This window comes from Vibrio sp. 10N.261.55.A7, from assembly GCF_002877365.1.
Lineage (GTDB): Bacteria > Pseudomonadota > Gammaproteobacteria > Enterobacterales > Vibrionaceae > Vibrio.
The window spans coordinates 1-20,987 of record NZ_MCWZ01000324.1 but is presented as its reverse complement, the minus strand read 5'-3'; the positions used below and the strand labels follow the sequence as shown (position 1 = coordinate 20,987).

The 20,987-nt window shown below is 44.6% G+C and carries 15 protein-coding genes, 1 tRNA gene and 1 rRNA gene; 6 read left to right on the top strand and 11 right to left on the bottom strand.

Going from position 1 to position 20,987, the window contains the following annotated elements; all coding sequences use genetic code 11:
* The first annotated feature begins 225 nt into the window (after nt 1-225).
* On the top strand, nt 226-1,455 hold the full coding sequence (serA, locus tag BCU12_RS20875; protein WP_102406359.1) for a phosphoglycerate dehydrogenase: 1,230 nt from the start codon (nt 226-228) through the stop codon (nt 1,453-1,455).
* A gap of 70 nt (nt 1,456-1,525) precedes the next feature.
* On the opposite strand, the gene ilvN is transcribed toward serA, so the two are convergent.
* The 9 genes from ilvN to BCU12_RS20830 all read right to left on the bottom strand — a co-directional run bounded on the left by ilvN (nt 1,526) and on the right by BCU12_RS20830 (nt 14,368).
* Entirely contained in the window at nt 1,526-2,020 is a 495-nt protein-coding gene (ilvN, locus tag BCU12_RS20870) for an acetolactate synthase small subunit (RefSeq protein WP_102406357.1), read from the bottom strand.
* Between the two features lies 1 nt (nt 2,021).
* Complete coding sequence (locus BCU12_RS20865) at nt 2,022-3,743, bottom strand: acetolactate synthase 3 large subunit (protein ID WP_102406355.1); 1,722 nt, start codon at nt 3,741-3,743, stop codon at nt 2,022-2,024.
* Between the two features lie 427 nt (nt 3,744-4,170).
* The gene (locus BCU12_RS20860) at nt 4,171-5,973 is read right to left on the bottom strand and encodes a long-chain fatty acid--CoA ligase (RefSeq protein ID WP_102406353.1); all 1,803 of its coding nucleotides are present in this window, start codon (nt 5,971-5,973) and stop codon (nt 4,171-4,173) included.
* 202 nt (nt 5,974-6,175) lie between these two features.
* Nucleotides 6,176-7,135, bottom strand: coding sequence for a transcriptional regulator LeuO (gene leuO, locus BCU12_RS20855; RefSeq protein WP_102406351.1), 960 nt, complete (start codon nt 7,133-7,135; stop codon nt 6,176-6,178).
* 358 nt (nt 7,136-7,493) lie between these two features.
* A complete protein-coding gene (locus tag BCU12_RS20850; RefSeq protein ID WP_102406349.1) occupies nt 7,494-8,540 on the bottom strand; it encodes an MJ1255/VC2487 family glycosyltransferase in 1,047 nt (348 codons plus the stop codon).
* Between the two features lie 3 nt (nt 8,541-8,543).
* Nucleotides 8,544-9,071, bottom strand: coding sequence for a phosphatase PAP2 family protein (locus tag BCU12_RS20845; RefSeq protein WP_102406347.1), 528 nt, complete (start codon nt 9,069-9,071; stop codon nt 8,544-8,546).
* A gap of 209 nt (nt 9,072-9,280) precedes the next feature.
* A complete protein-coding gene (locus BCU12_RS20840) occupies nt 9,281-12,388 on the bottom strand; it encodes an efflux RND transporter permease subunit (protein ID WP_102406345.1) in 3,108 nt (1,035 codons plus the stop codon).
* The gene (locus tag BCU12_RS20835; RefSeq protein WP_102406343.1) at nt 12,385-13,713 is read right to left on the bottom strand and encodes an efflux RND transporter periplasmic adaptor subunit; all 1,329 of its coding nucleotides are present in this window, start codon (nt 13,711-13,713) and stop codon (nt 12,385-12,387) included. The genes BCU12_RS20840 and BCU12_RS20835 overlap by 4 nt, the downstream gene beginning before the upstream one ends.
* Nucleotides 13,703-14,368 carry a TetR/AcrR family transcriptional regulator gene (locus tag BCU12_RS20830; protein WP_102406341.1) on the bottom strand — a complete coding sequence of 222 codons (666 nt, stop codon included), beginning with the start codon at nt 14,366-14,368 and terminating at the stop codon, nt 13,703-13,705. Before BCU12_RS20830 ends, BCU12_RS20835 begins: the two co-directional genes overlap by 11 nt.
* A gap of 435 nt (nt 14,369-14,803) precedes the next feature.
* Here BCU12_RS20830 and leuA point away from each other — a divergent pair, with 435 nt between their 5' ends.
* The 5 genes from leuA to BCU12_RS20805 all read left to right on the top strand — a co-directional run bounded on the left by leuA (nt 14,804) and on the right by BCU12_RS20805 (nt 20,556).
* Nucleotides 14,804-16,351: a 2-isopropylmalate synthase gene (gene leuA / locus BCU12_RS20825; protein WP_102406339.1), complete on the top strand. Its 1,548-nt coding sequence runs from the start codon at nt 14,804-14,806 to the stop codon at nt 16,349-16,351.
* A gap of 83 nt (nt 16,352-16,434) precedes the next feature.
* Nucleotides 16,435-17,526, top strand: coding sequence for a 3-isopropylmalate dehydrogenase (gene leuB / locus BCU12_RS20820; RefSeq protein WP_102406337.1), 1,092 nt, complete (start codon nt 16,435-16,437; stop codon nt 17,524-17,526).
* Between the two features lie 94 nt (nt 17,527-17,620).
* Entirely contained in the window at nt 17,621-19,018 is a 1,398-nt protein-coding gene (leuC, locus tag BCU12_RS20815) for a 3-isopropylmalate dehydratase large subunit (protein ID WP_102406335.1), read from the top strand.
* An 11-nt stretch (nt 19,019-19,029) separates the two neighbouring features.
* Entirely contained in the window at nt 19,030-19,632 is a 603-nt protein-coding gene (gene leuD / locus BCU12_RS20810; RefSeq protein WP_102406333.1) for a 3-isopropylmalate dehydratase small subunit, read from the top strand.
* A 132-nt stretch (nt 19,633-19,764) separates the two neighbouring features.
* Nucleotides 19,765-20,556: a DUF547 domain-containing protein gene (locus BCU12_RS20805; protein WP_102406331.1), complete on the top strand. Its 792-nt coding sequence runs from the start codon at nt 19,765-19,767 to the stop codon at nt 20,554-20,556.
* Between the two features lie 132 nt (nt 20,557-20,688).
* Here BCU12_RS20805 and rrf read toward each other — a convergent pair.
* Both rrf and BCU12_RS20795 read right to left on the bottom strand, forming a co-directional pair.
* Nucleotides 20,689-20,804, bottom strand: a 5S ribosomal RNA gene (gene rrf / locus BCU12_RS20800).
* A 38-nt stretch (nt 20,805-20,842) separates the two neighbouring features.
* Nucleotides 20,843-20,919, bottom strand: a tRNA-Thr gene (locus BCU12_RS20795).
* Nucleotides 20,920-20,987 lie beyond the last annotated feature (68 nt).

Below are 20,987 nucleotides of genomic sequence, written 5' to 3'. Positions count from 1 at the left end.
ATTACAAACGGTACCTGTAGGTGCCGTTTTTTATAGTTTTCACAATATTATTATGGCTTATTCCGTAATTTTCTTACCCAAAAGCAAATTTATTTGTTACTTATTGAACAGAAGACGCACAAGGAAACGTTTGTCTTCCAACAAAAGCAGTAAATCCCCCTATTTTATTGATTTTGATAAATGTGCGCCGCATTTGCCCACCTTTCCATTTTAAGGACGATAATAATGGCCAAAGTTTCACTGGAAAAAAATAAGATTAAAATACTGCTTTTAGAAGGCCTTCACCCTTCTTCTGTTGAAGTACTTCAAGCTGCCGGTTATAGCAACATCGAATACCACAAAGGCTCTTTATCAGAAGAAGCGCTACTAGAAGCGGTAAAAGACGCACACTTTATTGGTATTCGTTCTCGCACAAACCTTTCTCAAGAAGTGATTGATGCTGCAGAAAAACTTGTCGCGATTGGCTGTTTTTGTATCGGTACTAACCAGGTTAATCTACAAGCGGCAACTAAACGTGGCATTCCAGTGTTTAACGCGCCTTTCTCAAACACACGAAGCGTTGCTGAACTCGTGTTGGGTCAGATTTTATTGCTTCTTCGTGGCATCCCAGAAAAGAACGCCTTGGCACACCGCGGTATTTGGAAAAAGAGCGCAGATAGTTCTTACGAAGCACGTGGTAAACGCTTAGGTATCATTGGTTACGGCCACATTGGTACTCAGTTAGGTATCATTGCTGAAAACCTGGGTATGCGTGTTTACTTCTATGACATTGAAAACAAGCTGTCACTAGGCAACGCCACTCAAGTGCATACGATGAGTGAACTGCTGAACAAATGTGACGTCATCTCTTTGCACGTACCAGAAACTGCAGGCACGAAAAACATGATGGGCGCGGAAGAGTTTGCGCGCATGAAGCCTGGCTCTATCTTTATCAATGCAGCTCGTGGCACAGTCGTTGATATTCCAGCGCTGTGTGGTGCTCTTGAGTCTGGTCACTTATCTGGTGGTGCAATCGACGTATTCCCAACGGAACCAAAAACAAATGCTGACCCATTTGAGTCACCATTGATGCAATTCGACAATGTCATCCTAACACCGCACGTGGGTGGTTCAACGCAAGAAGCGCAAGAGAACATTGGTGTTGAAGTAGCAGGTAAACTGGCTAAATACTCTGATAACGGCTCAACTCTATCAAGTGTGAACTTCCCAGAGGTCTCTCTGCCAGAGCACGGTGATTGTTCTCGTCTACTGCACATTCACGAAAACCGTCCAGGTATCCTTACCCAGATCAATACCATCTTTGCTGCGGAAAGCATTAACATCGCGGCACAGTATCTTCAAACAGATGCGGATATTGGTTACGTGGTGATTGATGTTGAAACAGCTCGCTCAGAAGAAGCGTTGGCTAAGCTGAAAAGCATCGAAGGCACATTGCGTGCTCGTATTCTTCACTAAGGTTCGACCAAATATTAAAAAGGCCACTTGAAGTGGCCTTTTTCGTTTCTGTGGTTTACTTTCTAAGGGATTAAACCTTTAGAGAGCGTTCACCTCGAGCAATGCCAACAACACCGCTTCGCGCAACCTCAATCACATCCGTCACTTCTGACAGTGCTTTGATGAACGCATCTAGCTTTTCACTTGTGCCCGTTAGTTGAACGGTGTATTGCGATGCAGTTACGTCCACAATCTGCCCACGGAAAATGTCTGCAGTACGTTTCACTTCCGCACGCGCAAAGCCACTTGCTTTCACTTTAACCATCAGCAATTCGCGCTCAATATGTTCAAGCTCCGTCACTTCTTGCACTTTCAATACATCGATCAATTTGTGCAATTGTTTCTGTATCTGCTCTAGCTGCATCTCATCCGATTCCGTGGTGAGATTTAGGCGAGATAGCGTTTCATCGTTTGTGGGTGATACGGTCAGCGACTCAATGTTGTAGCCACGTTGAGAAAACAAACCAACAACGCGAGACAAAGCACCAGGTTGGTTTTCCATTAACAGCGAAATAATGTGTCTCATATTAAGTTCTCTCCGTTTTGCTTAGCCACATGTTGTCCATACCCTCGCCTCGAATTTGCATCGGGTACACGTGTTCGGTTTCATCTACGGTAATATCCACAAATACCAAGCGATCTTTCATATCGAGCGCTTTCTTCATACCCGACTCAAGTTCATCAGGAGAGGTAATGCGAATACCAACGTGGCCATACGCTTCAGCAATAGCTGCAAAGTCAGGTACTGAATCCATGTATGAGTTAGAATGACGACCTTGGTAAACAATGTCTTGCCACTGTTTGACCATGCCTAAGAAACGGTTGTTCAGGTTAATGATTTTAACGGGGATTCCATATTGCAGCGCCGTTGATAGCTCTTGAATATTCATCTGAATACTGCCATCACCCGTCACGACAACCACCTCTTCATCAGGCTTGGCGAACTTAACACCCATACCCGCTGGCAGTCCAAAGCCCATTGTCCCGAGACCACCTGAGTTAATCCAGCGACGCGGCTTATTAAATGGGTAATACAGCGCGGCAAACATTTGGTGCTGGCCAACATCGGAAGCCACATAGGCATCGCCATTTGTTAGCTTGTGAAGGGTTTCGATGACCTGCTGCGGCTTAATGCGGTCTGGCAGTTTCTCGTATGCAAGACACTGACGATCACGCCACACCTGAATTTCGCTCCACCAACGATCGATCGCTTCTGAATCGTTACTGCCTCCTTGCTCCGCAAGAAGATCCACCATGGTACCTAGCACTTTTTCAGCAGAGCCCACAATCGGTAGGTCGACTTTTACGTTCTTTGAAATAGACGATGGGTCGATATCAATGTGTATGAATTTTGCGTCTGGACAGTACTTCTCTAAATTGTTGGTGGTACGGTCATCAAAACGCACACCAATACCAAAAATAAGATCTGCGTTGTGCATCGCCATATTCGCTTCATACAAGCCATGCATGCCTAACATACCCAGTGAGTTTTTATGTGTGCCCGGGAATGCACCCAAGCCCATTAGAGTGCTCACAACAGGTAGATTCAGGGCTTCAGCCAGCTTCAATAACTGTTGGTCAGCTTCGGAAATGACCACACCACCACCCACATACAACACAGGTTTTTTAGCCGCTAAAAGGGCTTTTAACGCCTTTTTAATCTGGCCTTTGTGCCCTGTCAGTGTTGGATTATACGATCGCATATTTATCGTTTTAGGGTATTCATAAGGCAGTTTATTGAGTGGGCTCATGACATCTTTAGGGAGATCGATAACCACAGGGCCAGGGCGGCCTGTTGTCGAGATATAAAATGCCTGTTTCATGACTTCAGGAATTTCTTCCGTGTTCTTAACAAGGAAGCTGTGTTTAACAATTGGGCGAGATACGCCAACAATGTCACACTCTTGGAATGCATCATTACCGATAAGGTTGCGAGGTACGTTACCAGAGATAACGATCATCGGAATGGAGTCCATGTACGCGGTTGCAATGCCGGTCACGGTATTGGTTGCGCCAGGGCCGGAACAGACGAGTACGACGCCAGGTTTGCCGGTTGAACGCGTGTAGCCATCAGCCATATGCGTGGCCGCTTGCTCATGTCGGACTAAGACGTGTTTAATCTCATCAGACTTCGCATGCAATGCGTCATAAATGTCTAAAACAGAACCTCCAGGGTAACCAAAGATCTGCTCTACACCTTCTTCGATCAGAGATTGAACGACCATCTCTGCGCCAGATAACTTCTCCATATTTTCTCCTTACCAGCTTCCATATTAGTGGGTTTAACTAACATGTCTGGTTTTGCATAGTCTAGGGCTTATTTGTAGCCTAATTCCAGTTGTCATACTTTTTGGCTATGTCCTGACTTGTAATACCCAAGTACAGGAATATACACAACTGTAACGTTTTATTAGCAAAGGATCTAATGCGACAGAGGTCGAATTTAACCCAATAGGCTAAAAAACAACAATAAGACGGGAATTAAGACCATAGAAACCAAACAATACAGATAGAAAACAAGTAAAAGATGGACAAAAAAGAGAATTATTTCAATAAATATAATGAAAACGTATCACTACATTGGTGCGGAGCATAAAAAAACCTCCATAAACAATTCAAATTGCTACATGGAGGTTTTTTAAACAAGAGGAAAACTATCTCACTAAAAAGTGACTTCTATTTCTTTGGTTCAGTGTACATTTCTTCAATTTCATCTTGGTACTTATCGCTAATCACCTTTCTACGCAGTTTTTGCGTTGGCGTTAACTCACCGTCGTTCATTGAAAACGCCTTAGGCAGCAACTTGAACTTCTTCACTTGCTCAAACTTCGCTAACTCATTTTGCAGTTCAGAAACGCGGCTCTCAAACATCTCCACCACCTTATGGTGCTTAATCAGCTCCATACGATCGTTATATTTGATGTTCAGCTCTTTCGCGTATTCTTCTAATGTATCAAAGCACGGAACAATGAGCGCAGAGACAAACTTACGCGTGTCAGCAATCACGGCAATCTGTTCGATATAGTGATCTTTACCAATCGTACCCTCGACCATCTGTGGTGCGATGTATTTACCATTTGAGGTCTTCATCAACTCTTTAATGCGATCAGTAATAAACACATTACCGTTTTTATCGATATGCCCTGCATCACCCGTTTTCAAAAAGCCTAGCTCATCAAACGTTTTCTCGGTCTCTTCTGGCATTTTGTAGTAGCCACGCATCACCATTGGGCCGCGAACGAGAATTTCATTGTTCTCGCCAATCTTGACTTCGGCACCTGGCATCGACATACCAATGGAGTCAGGGTTGAAGCATTTATCATCCCAGCACGACACCGTTGCTGTCGTTTCTGTCATGCCATAACCAAGCTTGACGTTAATGCCAATAGCGTGGAAGAAGCGACCTATCGTTTCGTCCAACTTAGCACCACCACATGGCATAAAGCTGATGTTACCGCCAAGTAGAGCACGTAACTTAGAGAGGACCAGCTTGTCGGCTAACTGATGCGATTTCTTCAGTATCAATGAAGGTTCACGCCCTTCTTGATGACACACAGAGACCTTAGCCCCCATGTTCACCGCCCAAGTAAAGAGCGCTTTACGAATGAAAGGCGCTTTCGAGACTTTTTCGTGAATTGCAGAAAAAATCTTCTCATAGAAACGAGGAACCGCACACATCACCGTTGGACGTATGTCTTCCAGCGCACTTTTCACTTGCATCGTATCTTGCAAATAACAGTTGGTTGCACCTTTGTACAGCACGTAAAAGGTCCAAGCGCGTTCAAAAACATGAGAAAGCGGTAAAAATGCCAGAGACACGTCATCTTGAGTAAGACTCAAGCGTTGATCGTGGCCTTCAAGTTGCGATGCGATATTCGCGTAGTCAAGCATCACCCCTTTTGGTTGGCCCGTTGTGCCTGAGGTATAAATAAGTGTGAGAAGATCATCTAGGCAAAGTGCATCAAGGCGAAGATCCAACTCTGCACGTTCATCGTTTGTGCCTTTAGCTAAAAAGTCAGCCCAAGTGATCGCAAACTCATGCTCACCAATAACGATCTCTTCTGACATCGCGACAACAAGCTCTAGTTGTTCACAGTCATCAAATAGACCAACAGCGGCATCAAATTGCTCTTGTTCACCAACAAATAGAATACGAACATCCGCATCTTGAATAATGTACGACGCTTGAGCGGCGGTGTTGGTTGGGTATATCGGCACTGAAACCGCGCGTGTTTGCAGTGCAGAAAAATCAGCCATCGTCCATTGAGGCATGTTATTGGCGTAGATACCAATCTTGTCTTGAATTCTCAATCCTTGAGCCAATAGCGCAAGCGATAATGTGTCGACTTGCTGACCAAATTGCTTCCAGCTGATACCTTTCCATGCGGTACCCACTTTATGTTTAAGCGCGATGCGATCGCCGCCCTTAGCAACTTGCTCTCTAATACATTTAATAATGTGAAAATCTAAATTGGCCATGTCTCTTACCTTTGGCTTACACATGTAAGCTATTTTGAGCGAACAAGTGTACATTCCAGTTTTGAAAAGGCAACTGACTAACTTCAAAGTTATCAATTAATGGATATAAAAAAACCTTGAACCAAACAAGTCAGCTCAAGGTTTGTTATCACGATGTATAAACCTGTTTCAAAGTATGTCAAACAAGCCTATCAATTTGATTTTAGTTTAAGGCAACAACTTCGCCACAAATCATCATAAGTTGGTCGCGGAACCAGATGTGACCTTTGTCTTTTTCGCTCGACTCATGCCAGCTTAAGAAGCCACTGATGTTTGCATTCTCAAATGGGAAATCAAGGATTTGCAGTTGATCACGGTTAGCCGCGTTCTCAACCATCCAACGTGGTGCAATCGTTACGAGTTCTGATTGGCCGACAACGTATAGAACGTTACTTAGGCTTGTGCCTTCGTAGTATGGTTGGCAATCCAACTCACGGTACGCTTGCTCAGAGAAGCTACGTTGGCCATGAATCTTAGACAGCTTAGCGTGTCTCTCATTAAGCAGCTCTTCAGCAGAAACTGAACCTTGAATGCGAGTGTGAGCCGTTGAAGCAACCGCAACCAACTCATCTTGGAAGATCTCAGTGCTAGAGAAGCCTTGCTCATCAAAGCGAGCGTAATCAATAACAAAGTCAATCTCTTGGTAGCGCATACGCTCAGCTAGCTTACGATCGAATTCCGCATCTAAGTGCAGTTGAACGTTGGGTGCTAGCTCATGAACAGTCGACATGATCTTAGGTGCAAAACGCATGTCACAAGGGCTGCAGATAGCAAGTTTAAACAGACGTGTTGAGGTTTCAGGAGAGAAAACAGAACTCGGTAGTTCGTTGCGAATCAGTTGAAGCGCTTGGCGGATTGGGCCAAACAGTTGACGAGCACGCTGCGTTGGTTGAATACCACGACCTTGACGCATGAAAAGCTCATCATTAAACATCACTTTCAAACGAGCGACTGCATTACTTACAGCCGGTTGAGACATACCTAGGTTATGTGCTGCTCTGGTAATGTTTTGTTCTTGCATTACCGCATCAAAAACGGTGAGTAGGTTTAAGTCTACGCCTCGCAAAGTACTTTCCATGCGGTAGCTCGCAATCGCACTCATCGCGTCTTTTTTATCTAACATTGGGTACGCCTCTTGGTTTCATCTCGTTATTATCAACATTTACAAATGACATCTGGGGAAATATATAAGTGGCATTACTAATATTTATTTCTCAGATATTTCGTAGCTGACAATTACTATCTTCGAATCAATCGACGATTAGCAACAAGATTGACAATTAATCAGTTAATTTTATCTTATATCAATAAAAGACCTTGTAAAACATGAAGTTAAACAATACATAAAAAACCATAAAACATCTAAATTTATGGCTTTTATAAGTAATATTGATCATGGTTATCAATCAACCGATTTATACCTCGTTACATTTAACTGGCGAATCAATGCTAGGGTGACCTAGAAGCTGTGTGAATTTTGACTATAAATTTGAAACATAACTTGGAAAATCCACCTGCTCCCATAATGAACGACAGAGCTGTTCTTGCGTATCCCACTTTCCATTATCAACCCATTCCGCAATCGCTTGCGCAACATTTGGGTACACCACTCTTTCTCCTGGCTTTTCATCAAGCCAAATTCTCACCTTGGACGCATCCAAAAAATCCATGCTACTTGCCAAACCAAGACCATCAAGCGTCGCGACGTTGCTTTGTTGCTCAAACTGGCCTGTCAGTGGTTTCAATAGTAATTTTTTTCCCAAAGTAAGCGCCTCTGAAGGAAGCTCAAACCCACCATTCGCAATCACACCATTGCATCGATGTAAGTGTGATTGGAAACTCTCATGGCATAACGGGCGAAGCTCTACATTCTCAATTGTTTCTGCCTTGTTAACGCTTGGGTGAAAACATACAAACTGATAACTCGAAAAACGAAACAATAAATTACAAATTTCGTCGCTATTTTCAAATGGCAGATACACCAAAATGAAGTTTTGCTGCTCAATTGGGCAATCTATAGAGTGGACAATCGGTGGTAAGATGGGCTGCTCAAAGTGATACCAGTGCAAACCAATCGCATAGTCTGAAGGCGCAAAATGATGGATTAGCCTTTTATCAACCCAACTTGCCCCTTTCAAAGGGACTGAGTGACGAAACGCATTTTGATGACTGATGCTAATGCACGTTTTCTTTTGTTTTTTCGCCGCCCAAGCCGTAATAGGTTCAAAATCATTCAGTACGAGATCGTACTCAGATAAATCCAGTTCCGAGACCTCTTTATAAAGGTTAACCAGATTATTATTCTTCGCCGTTTTAAGGTAACTGACTTGGCCATTTTCAGACTCAAACGTGAGGCCTTTGCGCGTTTCATATTGCCCAAACTCTTGCATCGAGAAGTATTTATCGGCATCGCGCCCAGAGAAAAGGTAATCCACGTCAATTCCTCGGCTCTTTAACGCCTGACTCATAGCTCTTGCTCGAGCAATATGTCCATTCCCTGTCCCCTGAACACCATAAAGAATTTTCATTCATTAGCTCCCCAACATTGAAAGAACGATCTGAGCACTGCCTACTCCCAGTAGCGCACCAATTAAAATATCCGTAAGAAAGTGCACGCCAAGCAGAACTCTCGACGTTCCGATCAAGCAAGCCCACGTAAACGCAAAGGGCAGTAAAGCGGGGTAGAAAGCACTGATTAGCGTCGCAAATAGAAAACCTGCTGCGGTGTGTCCGGAGGGTAAACTGTATCGGTCAGAAGGCGTAATGAAGGCGGCGATATACGGGGTTAGCTCTTCGGGCCTACGACGTTTTACGCTGTTTTTCATTAGCCAGTAAAGTGGGAGTTCGATAGAGAAGGCCATCAAGACACTCCAAAAGAATATCTCTCCGTCACTCCCGCCAAAGAAAAACGCAATCAAACCCACGGCTAAATACAGATGCCCATCACCACTGTGGGATACCGCCTTGCTGACTGCCGCGACTTGACGAGAAAAACGGTGTTGCAAACAAAATGATGAAAAGGCTATGTCGAGTCGAGTTACCGGTTCAAAACTACGCATCATAATCTCCTTTTGATAACGCTTAGTGTCGAAAAACGAGGCGCTTTACCTGCGTTTTAAAGCCAAGCTAAGGGAGTTTGATGACAACTAGGTGACGCTTTATTTGAGATAGGATGAAGATTGACAGGGTTTGAAAGTAAGGCATAAAAAAGGGAGCCATTGCTCCCTTAGATTTATATTTGGTGGCGTTTTAGCAGCCAATCGAACGCTTATACGTCCAAAGGTTCATGTTTATGAACTAGACCAAAGTCCGCCAGAACGGCATAAGCGGCGGGTATCATGAACAACACCAGCAGTGTGGAAGCAAAAATACCAAAGACAATCGACACCACCAGAGGCTGAATAACCTGAGCCTGTAAGCTCGTTTCGGTTAACAGTGGCAATAGTCCCGCGGCCGTTGTCATTGATGTTAAAAATACCGCTCTAAATCGTTCACGGCTGGCCTTAACCACCGAGTTATGCACACTGTCACCATCATCAACGTGGTGACGAATATACTGCACCAAGAGTATTGAGTCGTTCACAACGATACCGGCTAACGATACAAACCCCATTAAACTTGGCATACTGAGTGAGTGCCCCAGTAGCAGGTGTCCCCAGACCACACCAATGAACGCCAGTGGAATGGCCAGCATCACCACAAACGGTTCTAAATAACTTCGGAACTGATAACTCAAAATGGCAAACACACCAAATAGACCAAGCAAGAATCCTTTGCCCATAGAAGCGCCTGTTTTCGCCGCGTCTTTTGCTTCGCCTTCAAAATCAAAACGTAACCCTGGGTATTTTATGAGTAGCTCAGGCGCCAGTTCTCTTTGAAATTGCAGAACTATCGCTGAAGAGCTGGCTTTATGGTTATCGATATCACCAAACACACTGACCGTTCTAAGGCCATCAATGCGTTGAATGCGCACATAGTTACGCTGAAAATCCAACGTTGCTATGGTCGCCAACGGCACTTGACTGCCATCGGACAAAATAACGGGGAAATTGGCCAACTGCTGAAGATCACCAGCCTCCACTTTGTTTAACCGAACTTCAATCGAGATATTCTCAACGCCCACTTGAATTTCGTCGGCGGTTTGGCCGAAGAAAGCAGCACGCAACTGAGCCGCTATCATCTGCCCATTCACACCATAAGTTTCAGCACCAGGGCGAAGCTTAACCAAGATCTCCTCTTTGCCCATTCGCATGTCATCCAACACGCCCGACACACCATCGAACTGATTCAAGTATTGCTGTATTTCAATCGACGCTGCTTTTAATTCATCAAGATCATCATGCTTAATACGAATATCGATCGCACGGCCACCTGGGCCCATCGTCGGTTGCTTGAAGACCAGTGAAATAGGATCAGCCAATTCCCCGACATCCTCTCGCCACGCAGCAACAAAATCATCCATCAATGTGTTTCGCGTTTCAGCACCCAATAAATCCAATCGTACCGTCGCAAGGTGTGGGCCCGATTCATTCGCATCGGCGTTCACATTAAACTGAGTCGTGACATGCTGAACCAACGTTGTGCCATTTTCGACATTCTCGCTCCATTCTGCATTCAACTTATTGGCCGATGCGACAACCTTGTCAACCACACGTTCTGTCTGAGACAGTGACGCTCCCGGTGGCAGTATGATCCTAACTTCCGCTATGTCTCCGTCTAAATCGGGGAAGGGCTGAAATTTAAGTAAGCCACCAGCGATGGTCGCCACTGAAATCAACATCAACGCTACAACACCACCCAGAAAGGCATATCGATACTCCACCACTTTAGTGACAGCCGTCACCAATTGTTGGTTGCGAAACTGCTCAAACTTATCTAGCAACACTCGTTTAAATTTAGCGGGTTCTCGCTCGTTATTTCTGTTGTGTAGTGAGTGAGAAAGGTGGTTAGGCAGAATCAGGAAAGCTTCGACCAAACTCAACACAAGCACCAAAATCAACACTTGTGGAACCGCTTTGAGTACCGCGCCCATCTCTCCATCCAAAAATAGTAAGCTGCCAAAAATGCAAACAGTGGTGAGAAATGATGACAAAACCCCAGGGAAGACTTTCTTCACCCCATTGATGACCGCGTCATCGACCTTCTGCCCTTTGTCTAGGTGGGAGGCTACGGACTCAGCAATCACAATGGCGTCATCCATCATGATACCAATGGCCATTAGCAGACCAACCAGCGACATGATGTTAATGGACAGCCCTAAGTTGGCCATGAGAAACAGGCCACCCAAGAAGGCAACGGGTAACCCTGCTGCTACCCAAAAAGAATAACGAAAGCTAAAGAACAGCCACATGGTTGCGAAAACTAGCACAATCCCCTGCCAACCATTACTGAGCATCATGGTGAGTCGATCCCATAATACCGACGACAGATCGTTGGTGAGCTCCAGCGTAACGCCATCCGGTGCAATCAACTGCTGCTGTTCGACAAATGATGTTACTTTTTCTTTGATCCTTAGCGCATCATCTTCTTTATTCTTGCTGATCTTCAATAACGCAGACGGATGACCATTGAAATACACTTTCTGCTCATCTAGCTCAAATCGATCAGTAATTGTCGCAATGTCTCTGAGTCGGATCTGAGAGCCATTTGGCCCAGAGCCGACAACAATGCTCTCAAGCTCAAAAGGGGTGATGCGCCTTTCATCAAAGCGTATGAGGAAGTTTTTATCGGTCGTTTCAATGTTGCCACTAGGCAGTTTTACGTTCTGGCGTTTAATCTGATCGGCAATATCGCCCACACTGAGGCCCAACTGCCTCACAGCTTGTAAATCGAGCTCGACGCGAAACTGATGATCCGAAAAACCACTCACTTCCACAAGTGACACATCGTAATCCAATTTCAAGGTACGCTTGAGTTTTTCAGCGTAATCCTTCAACTCTGGCCAAGTCGTATTCGCCGAGATGGCGACATCCACAACCGGTTCATTCCAATCAAGCTCTTGAACGATAGGCGATTCAATTTCAGCAGGGAAATCATTGATAGAATTAATTTGGGTCTGAACATCCACCAACATTCGACCAATATCGGCCTTACTATTAAGCTTCAAGGTTAACCTTGCAGAGCCCTCTATCGCCTCACAGCGAGTCTCTTCAATATTCGCCAATCCATCGACTGCATCTTCCATTCGAACGCATATACTCTCCTCCACTTCTTGAGGAGAAGCACCAGGGTAAACCACGGCAGCCATGATATAGGGTGGACTGAACTCAGGGAACGTTTCACGTTTAATCGTCGAGAGCGTCGAAATCCCCAAAATCAGCAAAGCCAACATCAGCAAGTTAGCTGCCGTTGGGTGTCGAGAGAAAAAGCGAATCATAATTCTAGCCCCTCAGCGTCTTCCTGTTTCTCTGAGCCAGGCTCTTTTAACAGCATCCCTTCGATTGCGGGTAAAAGGTCATTGATGATCAAACGCTGCCCTTGCACTAACTCTCCGCTAATCACGACATTGCCGTCTCTTCGGTAGAGCACTTCAACGGTTTTGATAGCCAATCTATCTTGGCTATTCTTAAGATAAATTCGATCGCCGTGCAGTGCCCTTTCAGGGATCATCCAACTCGGGTTGGTTTGCCCTTCAATACTCGCTTTCACAAACATGCCATTTACAAGTGGAGGAACCGATTTAGGCGTCAGATCTTTGTAGTCTTGCGTGATCTCGAGAATCACCCCGGCCGTTGCTTGGTTTACATCCACCGTTTCACTTATCCTCGCAACCTTTGCAGGCCAAACAACCGATAAGCTGCCACTGTTTAGCTCAATCTTCGCTTGAATAAAGGTCATATCCACCTGAGGCACGCCTGACTCATCACGAGCAAACTCTCCCAAGCTCGACGCTAATGTTTGCATGTCATGAATGGAGAGCTGTGCTTCAACCTCCATAACATCAATACCATGAGCAATGATCATCTCTTGCTGTAAATTCACCACTTGGTTTTGCTCAATCGCGACATCAGCAATTCGTAAATCTTGCGGCAGGACAATCGATGTTTTGGTCAGTAGTCTCTGCGCTTCTTGAACCTTGGCTTGATTGACTCTCACCACGGCTTCAGCGACTTGTCTTTCGTCTGGCATTAAGGTCAATTGATGCTGTATGTCTACCATCAACTTTTGTTGAGAAAGGCTACTTTGCTGCTGCTGATCCACATCCGACTGAGAAGTCAGTCCTTTCTTTCGAAGATCTTTCTTTCGTTGCAGCTCGGTATTGGCAATCGTTAATCGATTTTTTTCTATGGCCAATGTCTGTTTCAGGTTTTGTTCATCGAGGTTCAATTTTGCCAGAGACGTTTGACTCGATTTCAAATCGGCCTGTGCTTGCACCAGTTTCAGCTCATAGTCTAAAGGGTCAATGCGCAACACTTCAGTCCCTTCCGGTAGTACCTGACCTTTCTGCAACCTCGGGTGACGATAAACCACTTTACCAGTCACTTCGGCAATCGCCTTCCATTCCACCTTAGGGGCCACCTTGCCAAAACCAATTGCCAAAGGCGCAACAGGCTCAAGGGATAAAGGAATCGTTTCAACAAGCCGCGCTCGGTCTTGTGCGGGTTTGACAGGTAAGTCAGGTTTCATTTTAACGGCCAGCACAAGCACTAAAACGCCAATCATGACGGCAGGAAAAAATAAGAGTTTTCGGTTAAATGTCATCATGACTTCCTTGTTGGGTTGACGGATCGACTAGCATGCCTGAGGTCATTAGTTGAATATTGTGTTCAATGAGTCGGTTGAGAAAGGTTTCATTTAGCTCGACGCCCTGTTTGGCGAGAAGAGGTTTAGGCGCAATAAAAGGAAAAACCATTAAGCTTACAAATGACATTTTGCATAATTCAGGTTCAATACCCGGCTTAATCAAATGGTTCGCCAAAAGTTTGTTATACATCGCTTCCTGCATTGGCCCAATAACATCGTTGAGTGCATTTTCCATTAATTGCCGTTGCCTCTCGGATTCTGGCATATTCATGACTTGGGCAACTAATAGAGGAAATTGAGGGGTTTTGCTCATCTCTTGATAGTAAGTGCGCATCAAATCCACAAAATTCGTGTGAGTGACGTTTTTCAATAAACGTTGTACCTGCGCTTTCATTGGAGCAACCGTTTCACGCGCCATTGTCTCAAATAGGCCTTCTTTACTATCAAAGTAGTAGCGAATCATCGCGACGTTCACACCAGCTTTAGCAGCAATCATTCGCGTTGAGACTTTATCGTAGCTTTGTACTATGAACAGTTCTCGCGCACTGGAAATCAGCCGATTCCTAGCATCCGTTTGCTTGGTTGGTCTGCCAGCTTTTCTCATTTGAGTCATATCAAATAACACCAGAATTAATCGATTGATTAATTATAGACGAAGGGAATATTCCTCTGTAGTACTATAATTAATCAATATTTAAACAATTGATTAATTATGTTTAACCCACCCAAATTGGCTTGAACTGATCCGATATGAATAAAAAATCAACTTAAAGGTTGACGTTAAAGCGTGAGTGCGGTACTAATTTGTTAACTTAATTTTGTGGTTTCTTTAACTCCTTTTAGGAAGTAATTAACAATGACAAAGAATTTTTCTATCCTGCTCAACCTCCTCCTTATCGTGAACACATCACGCGGGTAGGTCATGGAAGAAAAATAGCCACATAAGAATTCCAAAAACCCGCACTGAGATGCGGGTTTTTTTGTAGTTATGGACCAGAAGTAAACGATTAACTGACGCAAAAGACGTCTAATCACTAAGGAAGCAAACATGAACGATCAGGTCATTATATTCGACACCACTCTACGTGATGGTGAACAAGCGTTGTCAGCCAGCTTGACAGTTAAAGAGAAACTGCAAATTGCTTACGCACTCGAACGCCTGGGTGTTGATGTGATTGAAGCAGGTTTCCCTGTTTCTTCTCCGGGTGATTTTGAGTCAGTTCAAACCATTGCTCGTCATATCAAAAATAGCCGTATCTGTGGTTTGTCTCGCGCAGTCCCTAAAGATATTGATGCCGCTGCAGAAGCGCTTAAAGTTGCTGAAGCATTCCGTATTCATACTTTTATCTCGACATCAACGATTCACGTTCAAGACAAGCTTCGTCGTAGCTATGACGATGTCGTTGAGATGGGTGTCAAAGCGGTGAAACATGCCCGCAAGTACACTGATGATGTTGAATTCTCCTGTGAAGATGCGGGTCGTACGCCAATAGATGACTTGTGCCGCATGGTCGAAGCCGCGATCAATGCTGGCGCCAATACGATTAACATTCCTGATACGGTTGGTTACACGGTTCCCAATGAGTTTGGTGGCATTATTCAATCACTATTTAATCGTGTACCAAATATCGATAAAGCGATCATCTCAGTTCACTGTCACGATGACCTAGGCATGTCAGTGGCAAACTCAATTGCTGCAGTACAGGCGGGGGCGCGTCAAATTGAAGGGACGATCAACGGAATCGGTGAACGTGCAGGTAACTGCTCTCTAGAAGAAATCGCCATGATCATCAAAACTCGTCAAGAGTTCTTAGGTGTACATACAGGCCTAAAACACGACGAAATTCACCGTACCAGTAAGCTTGTTAGCCAACTATGTAACATGCCAATTCAAGACAACAAGGCGATTGTCGGTTCAAACGCGTTCAGTCACTCTTCTGGTATTCACCAAGATGGCATGATTAAGAATAAAAACACCTATGAAATCATGACACCTGAGTCGATAGGCCTGAAGAATAAAGCGCTTAACCTAACAAGCCGAAGTGGACGTGCCGCAGTGAAGAGCCATATGGACGCAATGGGCTACAAAGATGAAGAGTACAACCTAGATGGGCTATACGACGATTTCTTAAAACTGGCTGACCGTAAAGGCCAAGTGTTTGATTACGATTTAGAAGCGTTGATGCACTTCTCAAACCTAAAAGAAGAAGATGACTTCTTTAAATTGAACTACCTAAGTGTTCAATCTGGCAGCGTGATGGCAACCACCAGTATTAAGATGCTTTGTGGCGATAAAGAGACCTCTGAAGCCGCGGTTGGTAACGGCCCAGTCGACGCACTTTATCAATGTATCTATCGTGTGACGGGTTATGATATTGTGCTAGATAAGTTTGACCTTACCGCTAAAGGTGAGGGTGAAGATGGCTTAGGACAAGCAGACATCATCGCTAACTATAAAGGGCGTAAGTACCACGGTACCGGTATCTCAACCGATATTGTCGAAGCGTCTGGTCAAGCGCTATTGCACGTAATTAACAGCATCCATCGCGCTGATGAAATCGCTGAGATTAAGCAGAAAAAGATCGCAACCGTATAAATCGCAAACGAATAAAAGCGTTCTAGCCTAGCGAGTCAATACCTAGGCTAGAAACAAAAATCAAAAATATTTAAAGGATTAACATGACAGACAAAACTTACAAAATCGCCGTTCTACCTGGCGATGGTATTGGCCCAGAAGTAATGCAACAAGCGCATAAAGTTCTTGATGCGATTGAAAAGAAACATGCGATCACTTTTTCTCGCGAAGAGCACGATGTTGGTGGTATCGCGATCGATAATCACGGCAGCCCACTTCCAGAAAGCACAGTAAAAGGCTGTGAAGATTCAGACGCGGTTTTATTTGGCTCTGTCGGTGGCCCTAAATGGGAACACCTACCACCAAATGATCAACCAGAGCGCGGTGCGTTACTTCCTCTTCGTAAGCATTTCCAGCTATTTTGTAATCTTCGTCCAGCTCAAATTCATACGGGCCTAGAAGCATTCTCTCCTCTGCGTGCTGATATCTCTGAGCGCGGCTTCGATATTGTTGTTGTTCGAGAGCTGACGGGCGGCATCTACTTCGGTCAGCCTAAAGGTCGTGAAGGCGAAGGTCCGAATGAAAAAGCTTTCGATACTGAAGTTTATCACCGCTTTGAAATAGAACGCATTGCCAAAATTGCTTTTGAATCGGCTCGTCTGCGCGACAAGAAAGTATGCTCTGTTGATAAAGCTAACGTTCTACAAAGCTCGATCCTATGGCGCGAAGTAGTCGAAGAGATTGCAAAAGATTACCCAGATGTAGAGCTTTCTCACATCTACATCGATAACGCGACCATGCAGCTTATCAAAGATCCTTCTCAGTTTGACGTTATGCTGTGTTCAAACATCTTCGGCGATATCATTTCAGATGAGTGTGCGATGATCACAGGCTCTATGGGCATGCTGCCATCAGCAAGCCTAAATGAAAGCAAGTTTGGTTTATACGAGCCTGCGGGTGGCAGCGCGCCTGATATTGCAGGTAAGAATATAGCTAACCCAGTGGCACAAATTCTCTCTGCTGCATTGATGCTTCGTTACAGCTTGAATGAAGAAGCTGCTGCACAAGATATCGAAGCGGCAGTTTCTAAGGCTCTATCTGCAGGTGAACTTACCGCAGACCTTGCAGGAAAGAACCCAGCCCTAACGACATCAGAGATGGGCGATAAGATCGCAGAATACATTTTAAATTCGTAAACCATTCTTATAACGACGATTATTAGCGCTACTTACATTGATAGAGTAGCGCATACAAAACACTGGGAATGATGCGCTCCCAAGGAAGAAAGCAATGTCTAAAACACTGTATGAAAAAGTCTACGATGCACACGTTGCCGTAGCGGCAGAGGGTGAAAACCCAATCCTATATATTGACCGACACTTAGTTCACGAAGTGACCTCACCACAAGCGTTCGATGGTTTGCGTGAAAAAGGACGTCCAGTTCGTCAAGTGAGCAAAACATTTGCGACGATGGATCACAATGTATCTACTCAAACCAAAGATATCGCCGCTTCTGGTGAAATGGCACGTATCCAAATGGAAACGCTGTCTAAGAACTGTGAGGAATTTGGTGTAACTCTTTATGACCTTAACCATAAATACCAAGGTATTGTGCACGTAATGGGGCCAGAGCTGGGAATTACTCTTCCAGGGATGACCATAGTATGTGGTGATTCACACACTGCAACTCATGGTGCGTTTGGTTCTCTAGCATTTGGTATTGGTACCTCTGAAGTAGAGCACGTTCTAGCCACTCAAACACTAAAACAAGCTCGCGCGAAAACGATGAAAATCGAAGTGAAGGGCAAAGTAGCTGCTGGTATCACAGCCAAAGATATCGTGCTAGCCATTATTGGCAAGACGACGGCTGCGGGTGGTACGGGTTACGTTGTTGAATTCTGTGGTGAAGCCATTACTGACCTTTCTATGGAAGGCCGAATGACGGTATGTAACATGGCGATTGAGCTAGGTGCAAAAGCAGGCCTAATTGCTCCTGATGAAACCACTTTCGATTACATCAAGGGACGCAAGTTCTCTCCTCAAGGTGCAGACTTTGATGCAGCGGTTGACTACTGGAAAACGCTAGCAACCGATGCTGATGCTGAATTTGATGCAGTTGTGACACTAAACGCTGCAGACATCAAACCGCAAGTCACTTGGGGCACTAACCCAGGTCAGGTTATCTCAGTCGATACGCCAATTCCATCGCCAGAAAGTTTCGCAGATCCAGTAGAAAAAGCATCAGCTGAAAAAGCATTGGCTTACATGGGATTAGAAGCAGGTAAAGCACTGTCTGACTACAATGTTGATAAAGTGTTTGTTGGCTCTTGTACTAACTCTAGAATCGAAGATATGCGCGCTGCAGCTGAAGTGGCAAAGGGCCGTAAAGTGGCGTCACATGTACAAGCTTTAATCGTACCAGGTTCAGAGCAAGTAAAAGCACAAGCTGAAGCAGAAGGTCTCGATAAGATATTCATCGAAGCAGGCTTCGAATGGCGCCTTCCAGGTTGCTCTATGTGTTTAGCAATGAACAACGACCGTTTAGGTCCACAAGAACGTTGTGCTTCTACATCAAACCGCAACTTTGAAGGTCGCCAAGGCCGTGATGGTAGAACACACCTTGTGAGCCCAGCTATGGCAGCTGCTGCTGCGGTTGCAGGTCATTTTGTTGATATTCGTGAGCTATAGGAGACGTAAATATGTCAGGTTTTAAACAACATACTGGTTTAGTCGTTCCTCTAGATACGGCCAACATCGATACCGATGCCATTATTCCAAAGCAATTTCTACAACGTGTTTCACGTCTAGGTTTTGGTAAAAATCTTTTTCACGACTGGCGTTTTCTTGATGATGCAGGTGAGCAACCAAACCCTGAGTTTGTAATGAATGCACCTCGCTACCAAGGCGCGTCTGTTTTACTAGCTCGTGAAAACTTTGGTTGTGGCTCCTCTCGTGAGCATGCACCTTGGGCTCTAGCCGATTACGGCATTAAAGCGATGATCGCGCCAAGCTTTGCCGATATTTTCTACGGTAACTCGATCAACAACCAGATGGTTCCCGTGCGCCTTACTGAGCAAGAAGTGGATGAGATATTCCAGTTTGTAGAGGCGAATGAAGGTGCAGAGGTTGAGGTTGATCTAGAGGCAATGAAAGTTCGAGCAAACGGTAAAGAGTACCGTTTTGAAATCGATGATTTTCGTCGCCACTGCTTGCTTAACGGGTTGGATAACATCGGTCTGACTCTGCAGCACGAAGAGAAAATTTCAGCTTATGAAGCTAATATTCCGAGCTTCCTAAGATAGGTTTTAAAGCATAAAAATAAAGGCTGGTTTTTGACCAGCCTTTTTTGTACCCATTGTTTTCAAAGGTACTGCAATATGAAAGAAAATCTTAGTTAATGTGGTCTCTTTCCTAAATCACACTGGACTGTATTTATGAAAACATTCACTTCCCTTATTGTCTTAATGGCGACGCTCTTCGTTTCAACGCTCGTGTCAGCCGCTCCTAAATCTGAGCTTTGGCCTTACTGGAACAGCAGCAATGAAAATTCAACGAAGAGTATCTCGCATGCGAAATGGCAGTCGTTACTCGACACATACCTAGTGGTTGACGGGCAACACACCCTGTTTCGCTATAGCAAGGTTACTAGCCAGGACAAACAGAAACTGGACAACTACATCGACGAGCTTTCATCAATAACACCACAAGAACATGCCCTTGAAGAGCAATACGCGTATTGGGTCAACTTATACAACGCGGTGACCGTAAACCTAATCCTAGACAATTATCCGACGAGCTCTATCACAAAGCTAGGTGGCTTCTTTAGTTTTGGTCCTTGGGGAGAGGAGGTAGTGGTTGTAGATGGTAAAGATCTCACTTTAAACGATATTGAGCATCGAATACTTCGCCCGATATGGAATGAGCCTAGAACCCACTACGCTGTAAACTGCGCAAGTTTAGGTTGTCCTAATATACAACAGCAAGCTTTTACTTCTTCTAACACTGAGCAATTACTTGAATTGGCAGCAAAAGAATACATAAATAGCGATAAAGGTGCCAAGTTGATGGGCAACAAGCTTCAACTGTCTTCAATCTATGAGTGGTTTGAATCTGACTTTGGTTCAAAAGAAGAGTTGTTTCAACATTTATCAAGCTATAAACCTGAACTCAAAGGTTACAAAGGTGAGATCAGTTATGACTATGATTGGAAGCTCAATGAAAAATAGTTAAGCGGATAATGGCAGCATCAGAATCGCGTTTACAATATCGAAGAAAAATTGAGATGTAAAAAAGCCCTAGCATTGCTGCTAGGGCTTTCTGTTTCTTCTCGACACCGATTTGGTGGAGGTATAATTCAAACCTGGCGATGTCCTACTCTCACATGGGGAAACCCCACACTACCATCGGCGCTATTGCGTTTCACTTCTGAGTTCGGCATGGAATCAGGTGGGTCCACAATGCTATGGTCGCCAAGTAAATCTATTAACTATCGTTTTCACGTTAGCTTTTAACTGGTGCTGATACCCAGATTTGAACTGGGGACCTCACCCTTACCAAGGGTGCGCTCTACCGGGCTGAGCTATATCAGCAGTTTGTTTTAAGTCCAAGGGACTAAAAAGCCCGTCTTAAACGGGCTTTTATAATTTAAAGCCTGGCG

Excerpts from the sequence above, each read along its gene's own strand:
- serA (WP_102406359.1), top strand. The coding sequence starts at position 226 with ATGGCCAAAGTTTCACTGGAAAAAAATAAGATTAAAATACTGCTTTTA.
- ilvN (WP_102406357.1), bottom strand. The coding sequence starts at position 2,020 with ATGAGACACATTATTTCGCTGTTAATGGAAAACCAACCTGGTGCTTTG.
- BCU12_RS20865 (WP_102406355.1), bottom strand. The coding sequence starts at position 3,743 with ATGGAGAAGTTATCTGGCGCAGAGATGGTCGTTCAATCTCTGATCGAA.
- BCU12_RS20860 (WP_102406353.1), bottom strand. The coding sequence starts at position 5,973 with ATGGCCAATTTAGATTTTCACATTATTAAATGTATTAGAGAGCAAGTT.
- leuO (WP_102406351.1), bottom strand. The coding sequence starts at position 7,135 with ATGTTAGATAAAAAAGACGCGATGAGTGCGATTGCGAGCTACCGCATG.
- BCU12_RS20850 (WP_102406349.1), bottom strand. The coding sequence starts at position 8,540 with ATGAAAATTCTTTATGGTGTTCAGGGGACAGGGAATGGACATATTGCT.
- BCU12_RS20845 (WP_102406347.1), bottom strand. The coding sequence starts at position 9,071 with ATGCGTAGTTTTGAACCGGTAACTCGACTCGACATAGCCTTTTCATCA.
- BCU12_RS20840 (WP_102406345.1), bottom strand. The coding sequence starts at position 12,388 with ATGATTCGCTTTTTCTCTCGACACCCAACGGCAGCTAACTTGCTGATG.
- BCU12_RS20835 (WP_102406343.1), bottom strand. The coding sequence starts at position 13,713 with ATGACATTTAACCGAAAACTCTTATTTTTTCCTGCCGTCATGATTGGC.
- BCU12_RS20830 (WP_102406341.1), bottom strand. The coding sequence starts at position 14,368 with ATGACTCAAATGAGAAAAGCTGGCAGACCAACCAAGCAAACGGATGCT.
- leuA (WP_102406339.1), top strand. The coding sequence starts at position 14,804 with ATGAACGATCAGGTCATTATATTCGACACCACTCTACGTGATGGTGAA.
- leuB (WP_102406337.1), top strand. The coding sequence starts at position 16,435 with ATGACAGACAAAACTTACAAAATCGCCGTTCTACCTGGCGATGGTATT.
- leuC (WP_102406335.1), top strand. The coding sequence starts at position 17,621 with ATGTCTAAAACACTGTATGAAAAAGTCTACGATGCACACGTTGCCGTA.
- leuD (WP_102406333.1), top strand. The coding sequence starts at position 19,030 with ATGTCAGGTTTTAAACAACATACTGGTTTAGTCGTTCCTCTAGATACG.
- BCU12_RS20805 (WP_102406331.1), top strand. The coding sequence starts at position 19,765 with ATGAAAACATTCACTTCCCTTATTGTCTTAATGGCGACGCTCTTCGTT.